At 43.2% G+C, this 14,463-nt stretch carries 10 protein-coding genes; 3 read left to right on the top strand and 7 right to left on the bottom strand.

Features of this window, described 5'->3' with window-relative positions:
• Positions 1 to 102 precede the first annotated feature (102 nt).
• Positions 103 to 801: a (d)CMP kinase gene (gene cmk / locus BLU80_RS13430; RefSeq protein WP_091399444.1), complete on the bottom strand. Its 699-nt coding sequence runs from the start codon at positions 799 to 801 to the stop codon at positions 103 to 105.
• A 79-nt stretch (positions 802 to 880) separates the two neighbouring features.
• Positions 881 to 3,745: an aminomethyl-transferring glycine dehydrogenase gene (gcvP, locus tag BLU80_RS13425; protein WP_091399441.1), complete on the bottom strand. Its 2,865-nt coding sequence runs from the start codon at positions 3,743 to 3,745 to the stop codon at positions 881 to 883.
• A 353-nt stretch (positions 3,746 to 4,098) separates the two neighbouring features.
• On the opposite strand from gcvP, the gene BLU80_RS13420 reads away from it, so the two are divergent.
• Positions 4,099 to 4,731 carry a porin family protein gene (locus BLU80_RS13420; protein WP_091399438.1) on the top strand — a complete coding sequence of 211 codons (633 nt, stop codon included), beginning with the start codon at positions 4,099 to 4,101 and terminating at the stop codon, positions 4,729 to 4,731.
• A gap of 167 nt (positions 4,732 to 4,898) precedes the next feature.
• Here BLU80_RS13420 and ychF read toward each other — a convergent pair whose 3' ends face one another.
• The 5 genes from ychF to BLU80_RS13395 form a co-directional block, all read right to left on the bottom strand.
• Positions 4,899 to 6,002: a redox-regulated ATPase YchF gene (ychF, locus tag BLU80_RS13415; RefSeq protein ID WP_091399434.1), complete on the bottom strand. Its 1,104-nt coding sequence runs from the start codon at positions 6,000 to 6,002 to the stop codon at positions 4,899 to 4,901.
• A 164-nt stretch (positions 6,003 to 6,166) separates the two neighbouring features.
• Entirely contained in the window at positions 6,167 to 6,943 is a 777-nt protein-coding gene (gene ygiD / locus BLU80_RS13410) for a 4,5-DOPA-extradiol-dioxygenase (protein ID WP_244518919.1), read from the bottom strand.
• A gap of 177 nt (positions 6,944 to 7,120) precedes the next feature.
• Complete coding sequence (locus tag BLU80_RS13405; protein WP_091399431.1) at positions 7,121 to 7,696, bottom strand: YceI family protein; 576 nt, start codon at positions 7,694 to 7,696, stop codon at positions 7,121 to 7,123.
• Positions 7,697 to 7,733: 37 nt separating this feature from the next.
• Positions 7,734 to 8,252: an NAD(P)-binding domain-containing protein gene (locus tag BLU80_RS13400; protein WP_091399429.1), complete on the bottom strand. Its 519-nt coding sequence runs from the start codon at positions 8,250 to 8,252 to the stop codon at positions 7,734 to 7,736.
• 133 nt (positions 8,253 to 8,385) lie between these two features.
• Positions 8,386 to 8,967, bottom strand: coding sequence for a Crp/Fnr family transcriptional regulator (locus BLU80_RS13395; RefSeq protein WP_091399426.1), 582 nt, complete (start codon positions 8,965 to 8,967; stop codon positions 8,386 to 8,388).
• A gap of 307 nt (positions 8,968 to 9,274) precedes the next feature.
• Between BLU80_RS13395 and BLU80_RS13390 the strand changes: the two genes are divergently transcribed.
• Together BLU80_RS13390 and BLU80_RS13385 are read left to right on the top strand one after the other, a co-directional pair.
• Positions 9,275 to 10,783: an arylsulfatase gene (locus tag BLU80_RS13390; RefSeq protein ID WP_091399423.1), complete on the top strand. Its 1,509-nt coding sequence runs from the start codon at positions 9,275 to 9,277 to the stop codon at positions 10,781 to 10,783.
• 446 nt (positions 10,784 to 11,229) lie between these two features.
• On the top strand, positions 11,230 to 14,457 hold the full coding sequence (locus tag BLU80_RS13385; RefSeq protein WP_091399420.1) for a SusC/RagA family TonB-linked outer membrane protein: 3,228 nt from the start codon (positions 11,230 to 11,232) through the stop codon (positions 14,455 to 14,457).
• Positions 14,458 to 14,463 lie beyond the last annotated feature (6 nt).

The raw sequence follows: 14,463 nt of genomic DNA, 5'->3' as shown, positions 1-14,463 counted from the left end.
ACCCTGTGATATCATAACTATTTAAATATTTAAAGCCGAAGAGGATAAAGTATCATCAATACTTTATCCTCTTCGGCTTTAAGACTATGTCAGTTTGGTGGCTTATATTTTAGATGCCAGTTGCCCTTTTAGGATTTCCTCTGCCCAACCGGCAGCTATGTCTAACTGCTGCGGCATGGAAAGCTTGGAGTTGTCCAGGGTAATCGCGTCTTTAGCCTGCCTTAACGGACTGATTTTTCTGGTAGAATCTATCAGGTCCCTTTTAAGCAGATTATCTTTGACTTCCTCTAAGGATATATCCGGATATTTAGCTTTGAGTTCGTCATAGCGGCGGTGGGTACGCACCTCAATGCTTGCCGTCATAAAGATTTTTAATTCTGCTTTTGGGAAAACCGTAGTGCCGATATCGCGACCATCCATCACAATACCCTTTTTTTCTCCCATGGCCTGTTGCTGGCTCACGGCAAAATGCCGAACGGCTTCCAGTGCTGCAATATCACTAACATGATTGGACACCTTCAAGGTGCGGATGGCTTTTTCTACATTATCACCATTCAGATGGATATCGGACTGACCGGGAGTGCCGTTGTTTATAAATTCTAATCTGATCTGGTCAAGGGCATCACTTATAGCCTTTTCATCCTTGATGTCTGTTTTATGTTCCAGAAAATATAAAGTAATAGCCCGGTACATCGCCCCGCTGTCTATAAAAACATAATCCAGCCGGGAGGCCAGTTGCCTGGCCAGTGTGCTTTTGCCACAGGATGAATAACCGTCTATCGTGATGATAATCTTTTTCATGGAACAAATGTATAAAAGAAAAAGGCTTCCGCAAATAGAGGGAAGCCTTTTCATGTAGTTACTTATTCACAACCAGTATTTAAGCCTCCATATAGCTTTCTACCGGTTCACAGGTACAAATCAGATTGCGGTCACCGTAGGTGTTGTTAATGCGCCCTACAGATGGCCAGAACTTGTTTTCTTTGATATACTCCAGCGGGAAGGCGGCCTGCTGTCTGGAATAACCATGATCCCAGTTATCGTTACAGATAACATGCTGGGTGTGGGGCGCATTTTTCAGTACATTATCCGTTTTGTCGGCTTCTGCCTTTTCTACTGCCTGGATTTCATGGTAAATGCTGATCATCGCATCACAAAAGCGGTCCAGTTCCCCCTTATCCTCGCTTTCGGTGGGTTCCACCATAATGGTACCCGGTACCGGGAAGCTCATGGTGGGCGCATGGAAGCCGTAGTCCATCAGGCGTTTGGCAACGTCCTCTGCTTCAATGCCCGCGGCCGCTTTAAACGGACGTAAATCTATGATAAATTCATGGGCACAGGTGCCGTGTTTACCGGCATATAAAATAGGGAAATAGCCGGACAGCCTGACTTTCATGTAATTGGCATTTAAAATGGCATATTCCGTTGATTTTTTCAGCCCTTCGCCGCCCAGCATTTTGATATAGGCGTAACTGATCAGCAAAATAGACGCACTGCCATAGGCAGCCGCGCTGACCGGAAGTTGACTGTCCAGGCTGAAATGACCTGGCAGATAGGGTAATAAATGCTTTTTGGCACAGATAGGACCTACGCCCGGACCACCGCCGCCATGTGGGATGGCAAAGGTTTTGTGCAGATTCAGGTGGCAGACGTCCGCTCCGATATGACCTGGTGCGGTATAACCTACCTGAGCATTCATATTCGCTCCATCCATATAAACCTGACCGCCATTATCATGGATAATCTGACAGATTTCCCGGATACTTTCTTCAAATATTCCGTAAGTAGACGGATAGGTGATCATCAAGGCACCCAAAGTGTCTTTATATTGTTCAGCTTTGCTGCGTAAGTCTTCTACGTCCACCAAGCCGTGGTCATCGCTTTTTACAACAACGACCTTCATGCCGGCCATAACGGCAGAGGCCGGGTTGGTCCCATGGGCGGATATCGGAATCAATACAATATTACGGTGTCCCTGACCCTGCGCTCTATGGTATTCCATAATGGTGTTGAGCCCTGCAAATTCTCCCTGAGCACCGCTATTGGGTTGCAGGCTACAGCCATCAAACTGGGTAATAGTTGAAAGGTAGGTACTTAATTCATCAATGACCTGCTGGTAGCCGGCGGCCTGGTCTTTAGGGACAAAAGGATGGATGCTGGCAAATTCCGGCCAGCTCAGTGGAATCATTTCGGTGGCCGCATTCAGCTTCATGGTACAGCTACCTAAAGAGATCATGCTGGTATTGAGGGCTAAATCTCTTTTTTCCAGTTTTTTAATATAGCGCATCATTTGGGTTTCACTGTGATGGCTGTTAAAAACCGGGTGGGTAAGGAAAGAAGAGGTGCGTTTCAGATCCTGGGCTATCTTCAGATCCAGGGTATCTTCGCTATCAAATCCAATGGTCGCCTCGTCGGAACCCTTAGACGCTGCAAAGACAAATACAATATCCAACGCATCCTTTTGGGTGGTGGTTTCATCTATGGAAATACCGATAGTGCCATCCGTATGGTATTGAAAATTAATTTGATTTTCAATGGCAATCGGTTCAATGACTGCTCTGTCCGCTTTAATGCGTAAGGTATCAAAATAGGATCCGTTCAACTGTTCAAAGCCCAGTTCCAATAGTTCTTCCTCGATGGCCTGTGCAATGATATGGGCCCTTTTGGCAATATCGGAAAGTCCTTTAGGTCCGTGATATACCGCATACATGGCTGCCATATTGGCCAGCAGCGCCTGTGCGGTACAGATATTAGAAGTGGCTTTTTCTCTTTTAATATGCTGTTCTCTGGTTTGTAAGGCCATTCTCAGGGCATGGTTGCCTTGTGCGTCTACACTGACACCGATAATGCGACCTGGAATACCTCTTTTAAATGCATCTTTGGTGGCAAAAAAGGCAGCATGCGGACCACCGAATCCCAGCGGTACACCAAAACGCTGGGCAGAACCTACGGCTACGTCTGCTCCCAGTTCACCTGGAGACGTTAAGAGTGTAAGCGCCAGTAAATCAGTGGCTACAACGACATAACCGCCTAATCCATGCATCTTTTCAATGAAATTGCGGTAGTCTTCAACAGTGCCGTAGCTGTTTGGGTACTGAACAAGGGCACCGAAATAAGTCTCATCAACGGCTGCGTTTTGGTAATCACCAAAAACGAGCTCTATGCCGATGGGGAGCGCTCTTGTTTGAAGCACATCTTTCGTTTGCCTGTAAACAGAATTATCTACAAAGAATTTAGGCTTATCGTTACTGCGGACATTTACATGGTGGAATAACATGGCCATTGCCTCAGCAGCTGCGGTAGCTTCATCCAGTAAGGAGGCGCCAGCCAGTTCAAGTCCTGTCAGGTCACTGACCACGGTCTGGAAATTAAGCAGGCTTTCCAGGCGGCCTTGTGATATTTCTGCCTGGTAGGGGGTATAGGAGGTATACCATCCTGGATTTTCAAATACATTTCTAAGAATCACTGAAGGCGTAATGGTATTAAAATATCCCTGACCTATGTAGGTACGAAAGACTTTGTTTTTGGAAGCCGTCATCCAGATTTCCTGTAAATACTGCTGCTCTGAAATGCTGGCTGGTAAATCCAGGTCATTGGGCAGATGAATACTGGCTGGGATGGTTTTTTCTACTAAAGACTGGGTAGAGGATTCTCCGATGGTTTGGAGCATTTGCCCCGTTTCCTCTTCATTTGGCCCGATATGGCGCCCTATAAATTCTGTGGACTGCTTGTCAAATAAGTTCATGAACTCTTAGTTGTTATGACTTTTAAAAGATGTGCAAAGATAACATTAGTTATTTGATATAAAAGGGGGGAATAAAGAGTTTCGCAAACGGTTGATAAGTTGTGAAGATCTTTATTGCTTTTTAAAATAGCCTTCAAAAACACTGGATGTAGTGTTAAAGGAGTGTAAATGAAAACGGTAAAAATAGCCATTCTGAGGGCGTTCTTTAACTTTAAATTGTCCCACAGGCTTCTGCTAAGTCATTCAATATGTATTTATTTTGCCCATGAACCAAGGGGAGTAACAGAGCGGTGCGAAACAGCTGTGGAGGAACTAACTTTAGTTACAAACCTGCATCCATTAAATATATTTGTATGAAAAAAATCCTAGTAGGGGCTTTAGCATGTTGCGGCCTGTTTCTCATGACTTCCAGTGTTAAGGCGCAGACCAGTTTTCGATTTGGTATTAAAGCCGGAGGTAGCTTAAATTATTCCAAAATTAAATATGATGGAACGACAACCTCCGGAGACAGCCGGTTTGGTTTTTATGGTGGCGGTCTGATAGAAATGTCTCCTTCGGATCCAAGCAATCCGTTTAAAATTCAATTAGAGGCTTTGTATAGCCGGGTAAATTTTCGATATAATGACCCTAAGAACAGTACTTCTTTAGCTAATTTGTCTTTAAATCAGCTTAATGTGCCCATTTTAGCTAAATTATTCGTGACCCCGAGGTTTTCATTAAATCTGGGACCGACGCTCAATTTTAACCTTAGCGGAAAAGGAACCCTGGAAACAAATGGGGTGGTTACCGAGAAAAAACATATGACGGATTTTAAAAGCTTCCAGATGGGCCTTGCTGCGGGTGGCACCTATTATATTTATAAAGGATTTTTTGTGGATGCCCGTTATACACCGCTGTTCGGCTCCGTTACCGAGACTGCAGACGGACTGGATGATGCGCATCTGAAAATGAATGCCATCAAAATTGGTTTAGGCTTTAAATTTTAAATGGGCGCCTGCGGGTATTTAACAAATAAGCGGGATAAACAGTCAATCATCAGACTGCGCGGAATTATAAGAAAATGAAGGATTAGGCAAACAAAAGGTCCGAAGTGTACACTTCGGACCTTTTGTTTGGATGGGCTGTTATTATAAAAAGAAGAGGAAATGCGTTATTAAACATTAAACAGAAAATGCATAATATCTCCGTCTTCCACCAGGTAGGTTTTTCCTTGAACCGCTAATTTACCGTTTTCTCTACAGGCTGCTTCAGATTTGAATTTTACAAAGTCCTCAAATTTAATAACTTCTGCACGGATAAATCCTTTCTCAAAATCAGAATGGATGACTCCGGCTGCCTGAGGGGCCAGAAAGCCTTTGGTAATTGTCCAGGCTCTTACCTCCTGTACGCCGGCGGTAAAATAGGTTGCCAGATTCAGCAGCTTATACGTAGATTGAATCAACCTGGCCACACCACTTTCAGAAAGTCCCATGTCTTCCAGGAACATTTGTCGGTCCTCATAGCTTTCCATAACGGCGATATCGCTTTCGATGGCGGCGCTGATAAAAATGACTTCGGCATTTTCATTTTTTACAGCGTCCAGCAAAGCGGCCGTATGCTGATTGCCGGAGATGACAGAACCTTCATCTACATTACAAACATATAAAACAGGCTTAATCGTCAGCAGGCAAAGCTCATCCAGGAATTTTTCTTTTTCCTCTTTGGTCACCTCAAAGCTACGGGCATTCTGACCGGATTCCAGATGTGCTTTTAATGCTTTTAATATTTCAACGCCACGCTGGGCTTCTTTATCGCCACCTGACTTGGCTTGTTTTTCGGACCGGCTTAGCTTTTTCTCTATGGTTTCCAGGTCTTTAAACTGCAGTTCAATATCTATGATTTCTTTGTCTCTGACCGGATTGACACTGCCGTCCACATGGATGACATTATCATTGTCAAAACAGCGTACTACATGGATAATGGCATCTGTAGCCCGGATATTGCCTAAAAACTGGTTCCCAAGGCCTTCACCTTTACTGGCACCTTTCACGAGTCCGGCAATATCAACGATTTCTACCGTAGTAGGAACAACACGTTGCGGTTTTACCAGGGATTCCAAAGTGGTCAGACGCGTATCCGGTACGGTAATCACGCCGACATTGGGTTCAATCGTACAGAATGGGAAGTTCGCTGCCTGTGCCTTGGCACTGCTGAGTGCATTAAAAAGGGTAGATTTTCCTACATTGGGTAGACCTACAATACCTGCCTGTAAAGCCATTTTCTATAATTTTGTGGGTGCAAAAGTACGCTAAATTCTGATGAGGAAAAACTAAATTAGGAAGGTAAATAATCCCAGTCCAAAGGGGCTTTTGCGGCAGAAATTGGCCATATCCGGTACTTTATGCTTTAAATAAACCCTTAAAAATACCGGACCCCAGCCTATTATGCGCTGATTTTAACTGAAGTCATCGTCAGGGAGCCGGCTACTGCCTTATCGTTAAACAAGCTGATCTGATCCTTACTTCCCCTTAAAGCAATGGAATAGATGAGTGGCAGATAATGTTCAGGTGTAGGGATGGCAAGTTTTGCTGCCATGCCCAGTCTTTCAAAATGAATCAGGGACTGCGCGTCGCCATCCAGGATGAGTTGTTTAAATGTATCATTCATCTGGAGTGCCCAGTCATATCCATAGCCCGGTTCTTCCATTTTATCCCAGGCTACCATTCTCAGGTTATGTACCATATTACCACTGCCGATAATTAAAACGCCTTTGCTTCGAAGCTCGTACAGCTCTTTCGCCAGATCAAAATGATACCGGGCATCTTTAGTATAATCAATGCTTAGTTGTAGGACCGGGATATTAGCCTCAGGGTACATATGACGTACCACTGTCCAGGTGCCGTGATCCAATCCCCAGTCGTGATCCAGCTCCACAGGGGAGCTATGGATTAGAGATGCCGTCTGCCGGGCTAGCTCAGGCTGCCCGGGAGCCGGATACTGCACGTCAAAGAGGGCCTGTGGAAAACCCCCGAAATCATGGATGGTTTCAGGGAAATTCATGGCGGTAATGCGGGTTCCTTTACTGAACCAATGGGCAGAAATGACCAGCACTGCCTTAGGGGTGGGAATTTCTTTTGCCATGGCAGTCCACCTTCTGCTGAATTCATTGTCCTGGATTCCGTTCATAGGAGATCCGTGCCCGATAAATAAAACAGGCATCAGCTAATCTTGCTGTGCTAAGTCAGCCGTAAATTTATTAAATGCGGAAAGCGTGTTCAAGGTTATGCCTCCTGTTATTATGGATGTTAATTGTATAAATTCCTTGCGTTTCAATGAAATTACCTTTATGTATGTTGGGCGCTTTAGTGTCTTATCTATATTCAAGCGTCAGCTATATTACTGTTTGATAAATTCTCCATCCGCCTTTATCCGGACTTCATCGCTGATGATAGGAGCGGGAAATTTACTTCCAAAGTCAAAATCAGATCGTTTGATTATGCCCGTTAATTGGAATCCGGCGGTGTAGCTGTTTGCTTTATCGTCATGATTCGTGCCTCTGTATATTAAATCCATGGTGACCGGTTTTGTAATATTACGTATGGTAAGGTTACCGGTCAATTTGTATTTATTTTCGCCACTAGGTGTTATTGAAGTGCTTTTGAAATGCAGGGTGGGATACTTCTCTGCATCAAAGAAATCTGCACTTTTAAGATGGTTATTTCTGGCTTCTACTCTGGTATCAATGGAGTTGACATCTGCTGTTAATTCAAATACAGCGTCGCTGAAATCCTTTTTTTCTGAGCTAACGGTTACGTCAAAATTATTGAAAAAGCCAGAGACGTCAGAAATGCCCATATGGGTCACCGTAAAGGCTAACTGCGCATGATTAGGATCTCTTCTCCAGCTGTCTGGTAAAATAGTAAAGGCGCTGAATGCGAAAATTACACCAACTAATAATAAAACTTTTTTCATGTGTTTGATAATTTTTAAAGAATAAATATTTGAATGTTTAGAATCCGGTTTGTTTGTCAAGAGGGAAAAAACCTATAGCCCGTATCAGGTCCTGGACGGTTTGCAGGGCATCCGGGGCACCAGAGTCCAGCAATATATTGCTGCCACTCTGAGCATAACAGGCATTGACTACTTTGCTATTGGGTAAGTGTCCTTGTAATAACTGCGCCGCATTCATCTTACTTCCATCCATATACTGGTCTATAGAAGATGGAATGCAGAGGACTATTTTTTGATTGGCGACCTCTTTGATTTTATAGACTATTTCAGTCTGTTCCATACATGGGACCGCAAATAAGATGATATCAGCTTCCCAGCAGGCCTGCTGGCAGCAGTCTATAGATTCCATATCTGCTCCCGGGGTTTCTACACGAATCTCATTGAATAATTCCCGGACTTTATGCTGCTTCCCTTGAGCCATTAATAACCGGTAGTTGCCTTTAGCCAGTGCTTTACACAATAGGTCACTTGTCTGGTTGGGAGCTCCTATAACGGCTATTGTCTGCTTTGTGATCATGACCTTTGTTTTGTTTGACAAAGGTACACCCAGGCGCGGTGTTGAGCCATTGCGTTCAGACAAGAAAAACCATTGATCTAAATCAATAGTTATATGTTAAAAAAAAATATTTGATTACTTTATGCTACTAGGGTTAATGATTATTACTGATCCGGCGCCTGATTCTGCTTAAGGTTTTCGGCTGCAGTCCCATATAGGAGGCAATCATGTGCTGAGGAACACGGTTGGCGATATCCGGATATAATTGCATAAAGCTGGCATACCTTTCATCCGGCGTTGCGCTAAAAATGGAACTGAGTCTTCTTTGCATGGCAATATAGGCGCCTGTGATCTGTAGGCGCGTATAGGTTTCATATTTGGGTATTTTTGAAAGCAGTGCCTCGTGTGCAGATTTATTGATTAAAATGAGTTCGCAATCTTCCAAAGCATCTATATGATAGCTGGAAGGCTCTGCGGTAAGAAAGCTGTATAAATCAGATATGGTCCAGCCTTCCGGGGCAAATTGTAAAATTCTTTCATTGCCGTTATTGTCCAGTGTAAATTGTCTGAGCAGTCCTTTTTCAACAAACGCAACAAATTTACAGACATCTGCTTCCTGCAACAGATACTGCCTTTTTCTCAACTTTTTCGGGGTAAGAAACTTAGTGATTTCCAGCTGCTCCTCCATCGTCAAAGGGACTTTTTTGTTGAATTGCCGGAAAAATAAGTCATACATGAGTTGGCGCTTTTGATGATAAGACTACAAATATAAGACAATATAGATGCAAAATAATTATTGTCAATAGGAGCCTATTTAAGCGGCGTTCATGTTATTTTTTGGGGGCATTTTAGTATATTGTCCAAAATATGATAGAATGTTTGCCGTCAGGTCGCCAGCTACCTTTTAAATTATAGGAAGCGGCGTTGTTTGTCTGGCAATTTGTTATCTTTAGTCCTGCAAATAATTTGAATTGTCTGATTAACAGGTATAAATATTTCTTTGCCCGCAAGATGGTGGGAATTAGTTTTTAAATTACAATAATATGTTTGAAGTTCGATATTCAGTTGCAAAATCATACAGGAATGGTTTGCTCCGGCAATCTCTGACCCTATTTGGCCTGTTGGGGTTGGCCCTTTATGCGAATGCGCAGAGTGGTCCTACTGACAAGCGCATGCACAAGGCTGATAAGCAGCGGCCCAATATTGTTTTTTTGCTGGCAGATGATCTTGGGTTCGGGGATGTGGGCTTTAATGGCCAGTCCAAAATCAGAACCCCGAATTTGGATGCGCTGGCAAAAGACGGGAAAATGTATACGCATTTTTATGCCGGAACCAGTATTTGTGCGCCCTCACGTTCCACTTTGCTGACAGGACAGCATACAGGCCATACTTATATCCGGGGTAATAAATCGGTGGAACCGGAAGGGCAGGAGCCCCTCCCTAAAACCGGTAAGGGGCTTTTTGATCTGTTGCATCAGGCAGGTTATCATACGGCAGCTTTCGGTAAATGGGGGCTGGGATATATAGGCAGTACAGGAGATCCGCTACAGCAGGGATTAGACCATTTTTATGGATATAACAGTCAATCATTGGCCCACAGATATTATCCGGATCATCTTTGGGATGATGATAAACGGGTTGAAATTACAGGTAATGCACATTTTACCAAACAGGTGGTTTATGCACCGGATTTGATTCAGCAAAAGGCGCTGGATTATATTGATCAGCAGTCGGAGGATACCCCCTTCTTTTTATTTTTACCCTATATCCTGCCTCACGCTGAACTCTATGTGCCGGATGACTCTATTTTTGAATCCTATAAAGGAAGATTTACCGAAACTCCCTATAAAGGGAAAGATTATGGGTTAAATGCCATAGATCATGGGTATGCATCGCAGCAGTATCCACATGCCGCCTTTGCCGCCATGGTAACCAGACTGGATTTGTATTTGGGACAAATCAGAGAGAAATTAAAAGAGAAAGGGCTGGATAAAAATACCATCATAGTCTTCACCAGTGATAATGGACCGCATATAGAGGGAGGGGCTGATCCTGAATTCTTTGATTCAAACGGGCCTTTCCGCGGGGTTAAAAGAGATTTATTCGAAGGAGGCATCAGAGAACCTTTTTTGATCAGCTGGCCGGGAAAAATAAAACCGGCAACGGTCTCTAATCATGTAAGCACTTTCTGGGATCTCTATCCAACTTTTATCAGCCTGGCAGGATCAAAACAATTAATTCCCGCAAATATTGATGGTATCTCCATGGTGGACGATTTAGTCGGAAAGTCAGGACAAAAAAGTCATGATTATCTCTATTTTGAATTACATGAGCAAGGAGGCAAGCAGGCAGTCGTCAAAGGAGACTGGAAAGCCATCCGGCTACATGTCGATAAAAATCCCAACGGCCCATTACTACTTTATGACCTTAAAAAAGATCCCGGTGAAACCAAAGACCTTTCAGGTCAATACCCTGAAATTGTAAAACAAATGGAGGGCATCATGAAAGAAGCCCATACGCCTTCCGCCTTATTCCCGTTTAAGGGAGAATAACAGAGGGTATTTTCTTAGATAGTCCTTGTTTAAGCAGAGGTTTGGCTGTAAATCTCACTTATTCAAGGACTTTTTGTTTGGCCAACGGCTCCATTCTACCTCGTCAGCTGACCTGCAAAAAGGCGCTTACAGGCAGTCGATCTTTTTCCCAAAGAGCCCTGAAATCCATTATTTCGGCCAGGAATTGCCGTGAAATTCACAAAGAAAGGGAGTTGCAAACGATGTCGGTATCGTTTGCATAGATTTTATTAACAACTATTGTTAGTTATTGGTGGTATTGTACTAGTATTGTTAACTAAATTAACTAATAATAGCGTATTGTTGGCTGCTTCGGTTTTGATGAATGAATTTGATTAACAAAAAAATGAACTATCCAGACGCTACAGTATTAAAGTTGATTGGTATACAAGCACTTATCCATTATTCATAACCATAAAAAAACGCGAATGAAAAAAATTCCTTTGCTCATTTTCTGTCTTATGGCAGTTACGACGGTATTTTCCCAGACCAGAACCATAACGGGCCATGTTCAGGATGAAAAAGGCGATGGGCTCTCCGGAGTCTCCATTCAGGTAAAGGGGACACCCATGGGAACCTTTACTGATAATGCAGGCAATTTTAAAATTAAAATTCCTGATGTAAAAAGCCCCGCCCAGATATTTGTATTCAGCTACGTCAACTATGAAACAAAATCAGTTACGATTGAGCCTGACAAAAAGGTGGTGGAAGTAACTTTAAAACCATCTGTAAGTAATTTAAATGATGTCATTGTCGTAGGGTATGGAACCGTACTCAGGAAGGATCTCACGGGGTCCGTGTCCTCTGTTTCTGCCAAAGATTTAAAGGATATTCCCATCAACTCTGCCGAAGAGGCGCTGGCTGGTCGTCTGGCAGGGGTACAAGTAGTAGGTTCAGAAGGCTCTCCTGATGCCCAGGTAAGTATTAAAGTAAGAGGGGGCGGTTCTATTACCCAGGATAATTCGCCATTATATGTTGTGGATGGAATTATAATGGATAATGCTTTAGCTACTTTATCTCCGCAGGATATTCAGTCTATAGATGTTTTGAAAGACGCCTCCGCTACGGCAATATATGGTGCCCGCGGAGCCAATGGTGTTGTCATTATCTCAACGAAGAAAGGAACGGCTGGCAGAACGGTGGTTACTTATAATGGTTTTTTCGGCAACCAGAAAGTGTATAAAACTTTGGACGTCTTAGATCCGTATGAGTATGTCTTCTATCAATATGAAAGGGCTCAGGGGAATTCTACTACTGAAAAGAGCTTTGCGAGCCGTTTCGGTTCTTTTCAGGATATTGATCTGTATAAGGATGCGCCTTTTGTCAATTGGCAAGAGCAGCTCTTTGGCAGAAATGCCGCCATGCAAACGCATAATGTGAGCGTATCAGGCGGAGATGCTAAAACCCAGTTTAATTTAAGCCTGACGGAAAACGCTACTAAGGCCGTTATGGTCGGATCGGACTACAACAGACAGCTGCTCAATTTTCAATTAAAGCACAAAATCAGTGATTATGTTACCACTGGTCTGAATGTGCGTTTCAATAACCAGGTGGTCAATGGGCAGGGTACCTCAAATCCCGGCAGTAGCGGACTTAACTTCTTAAGACAAACCGTTCGTTACACCCCTTATTTGTCTCCCGGACAATCGCTGACTTATTATGATCCGGAATCTATTGATGAAACCAATGGTAACGGACTCTATCTGGTGAATCCTCTGTTATTGGTTCAATCACAATACAAAAGGGCCTACCAGTACAGAATAGGGTTAAGTACTTATGCGGATATCAAACTGACTAAGTTTCTGTCCTTCAGAACGACTTTCGGTTATGATCTGTATCCCACTACCACCAAATCATATGATGACAGTCTGACTTCCAATGCGATTTCTAATGGCAACGGAATGCCTATAGCCACCATAGCGGATACAAAAAAGACGACATTGGATATTTCCAATGTACTGACACTCAGTAACAGAAGCCTGAAAGGTGATTTTAGTAAACACAATAAAATAGATTGGATTTTCGGAGAGGAAACCTATCAGGTAAAAAATGACTCCAAAACGCTGATTCAAAGGTATTTTCCTTATGGCACCACGGCTGATCAGGCCCTGGCGAATTTAAACCTGGCCAGTGCGCCCGATGGTTATACCCAACCTTCTCCGACCAGCGATTTTGATGAACAAAGAATTTGGTCATTTTTTACGCGGTTAAATTACGAACTGGATAATAAATACCTGGCTTCTGTAAGTGTAAGAGCAGACGGATCCACGGTATTTGCTGCAAAAAACAGATGGGGTTATTTCCCGGCCGGATCATTCGCCTGGAAGTTTTCTGAAGAAAATTTCATGAAATCCCTGAAGCCTGTTATTTCCAGCGGTAAGCTGCGTTTGAGTTACGGTACAGCAGGTAACAACAGGATCTCTTCGTTTTTGTATATGACTCAGTTTGTCACCACAAGTAAATATTACGGTCTGTTAGACAACCTGGTGACCGCTTTTGCACCAGCCTCTCTTACCAATGCAAACCTTAAATGGGAAGCAAATATTTCCAGGAATATCGGTCTGGATCTGGGTTTGTTCCATGATAAGGTACAACTGTCAGCCGACTACTATAGAAATAAAACAAAAGACCTGTTGGTCAATGTTACCGTGCCGACTTCTTCTGGATATACCTCACAGGTGCAGAACGTCGGTGCAACGGCTAATAATGGTTTTGAACTGCAGTTAAGCGGTTCGCCGATTCAAAACAAGAATTTTAGCTGGAATGTAAGTTTTAATATCTCCACCAATAAAAATAAAATTCTGAGCCTGGGAAATCAGGAATCATTTTTGGTTACCTCCAACTGGGCCGGAAGTGCCAATGCATTTGATTATATAGTCAAAGTAGGTTCAGAGGTAGGAACGATGTACGGACTGGTCAACGATGGTTATTACAAAATAGATGATTTTAATTATGATGCCTCCACCGGAGCCTATACTCTGAAAGACGGTATTGTCAGTGATGCGGATATTGCCGGCACGATACAACCAGGCACGATTAAATTCAAGGATTTAAACGGGGACGGAAAAGTTACTATAGATGATGACAGAACTGTTATTGGCAATGCGAATCCTTCCTATTTTGGTGGTATTAATCAACAGTTCGTCTACAAGAATTTTGATATGAGCGTTTTCCTTAATTTCCAGGTGGGCAATGACATTGTGAATGATAATAAACTGGAGTTTACCAGTGGATATACTGATAATGCGAATTTGCTGGCTATTGAAAAAAATCGCTGGCGTAATGTAAATGCTCAGGGAGAAGTCGTCATAGATCCGACTGCGCTGGCAGCACTCAATAAGAATGCTACTTTATGGACGCCGCTCAAAACGGCCTATTCCTGGACACCTCAGTCCTGGGCTATTGAGGATGGGTCTTTCTTGAGGGTGAATAATATAACGCTGGGTTATTCTTTGCCACAGACCCTGACTAAAAAAATGCATATTCAGAAATTCAGGATGTATGCTACGGTCAATAATGTCGCAGTCATTACCGGTTACTCCGGATATGATCCAGAAGTCAATACAAGAAGAAGTACGCCCATGACTGCCGGCGTTGATTTCTCGGCTTATCCGAGAGCCAGGTCCTTTATTTTCGGTGTAAATGTTTCCTTTTAATTACCA

Origin of the sequence: Arachidicoccus rhizosphaerae (genome assembly GCF_900107765.1) — a bacterium.
In the GTDB taxonomy this organism is placed as follows: Bacteria; Bacteroidota; Bacteroidia; order Chitinophagales; family Chitinophagaceae; genus Arachidicoccus; species Arachidicoccus rhizosphaerae.
Note: the sequence above shows the minus strand (reverse complement) of the source record. Positions and strands in the feature narration are given on the sequence as shown.

What these genes read in the sequence shown, in the direction of transcription:
- BLU80_RS13420 (WP_091399438.1), top strand. Translation starts at nt 4,099, where the DNA reads ATGAAAAAAATCCTAGTAGGGGCTTTAGCATGTTGCGGCCTGTTTCTC.
- gcvP (WP_091399441.1), bottom strand. Translation starts at nt 3,745, where the DNA reads ATGAACTTATTTGACAAGCAGTCCACAGAATTTATAGGGCGCCATATC.
- cmk (WP_091399444.1), bottom strand. Translation starts at nt 801, where the DNA reads ATGAAAAAGATTATCATCACGATAGACGGTTATTCATCCTGTGGCAAA.
- ygiD (WP_244518919.1), bottom strand. Translation starts at nt 6,943, where the DNA reads ATGCCTGTTTTATTTATCGGGCACGGATCTCCTATGAACGGAATCCAG.
- ychF (WP_091399434.1), bottom strand. Translation starts at nt 6,002, where the DNA reads ATGGCTTTACAGGCAGGTATTGTAGGTCTACCCAATGTAGGAAAATCT.
- BLU80_RS13390 (WP_091399423.1), top strand. Translation starts at nt 9,275, where the DNA reads ATGTTTGAAGTTCGATATTCAGTTGCAAAATCATACAGGAATGGTTTG.
- BLU80_RS13405 (WP_091399431.1), bottom strand. Translation starts at nt 7,696, where the DNA reads ATGAAAAAAGTTTTATTATTAGTTGGTGTAATTTTCGCATTCAGCGCC.
- BLU80_RS13385 (WP_091399420.1), top strand. Translation starts at nt 11,230, where the DNA reads ATGAAAAAAATTCCTTTGCTCATTTTCTGTCTTATGGCAGTTACGACG.
- BLU80_RS13395 (WP_091399426.1), bottom strand. Translation starts at nt 8,967, where the DNA reads ATGTATGACTTATTTTTCCGGCAATTCAACAAAAAAGTCCCTTTGACG.
- BLU80_RS13400 (WP_091399429.1), bottom strand. Translation starts at nt 8,252, where the DNA reads ATGATCACAAAGCAGACAATAGCCGTTATAGGAGCTCCCAACCAGACA.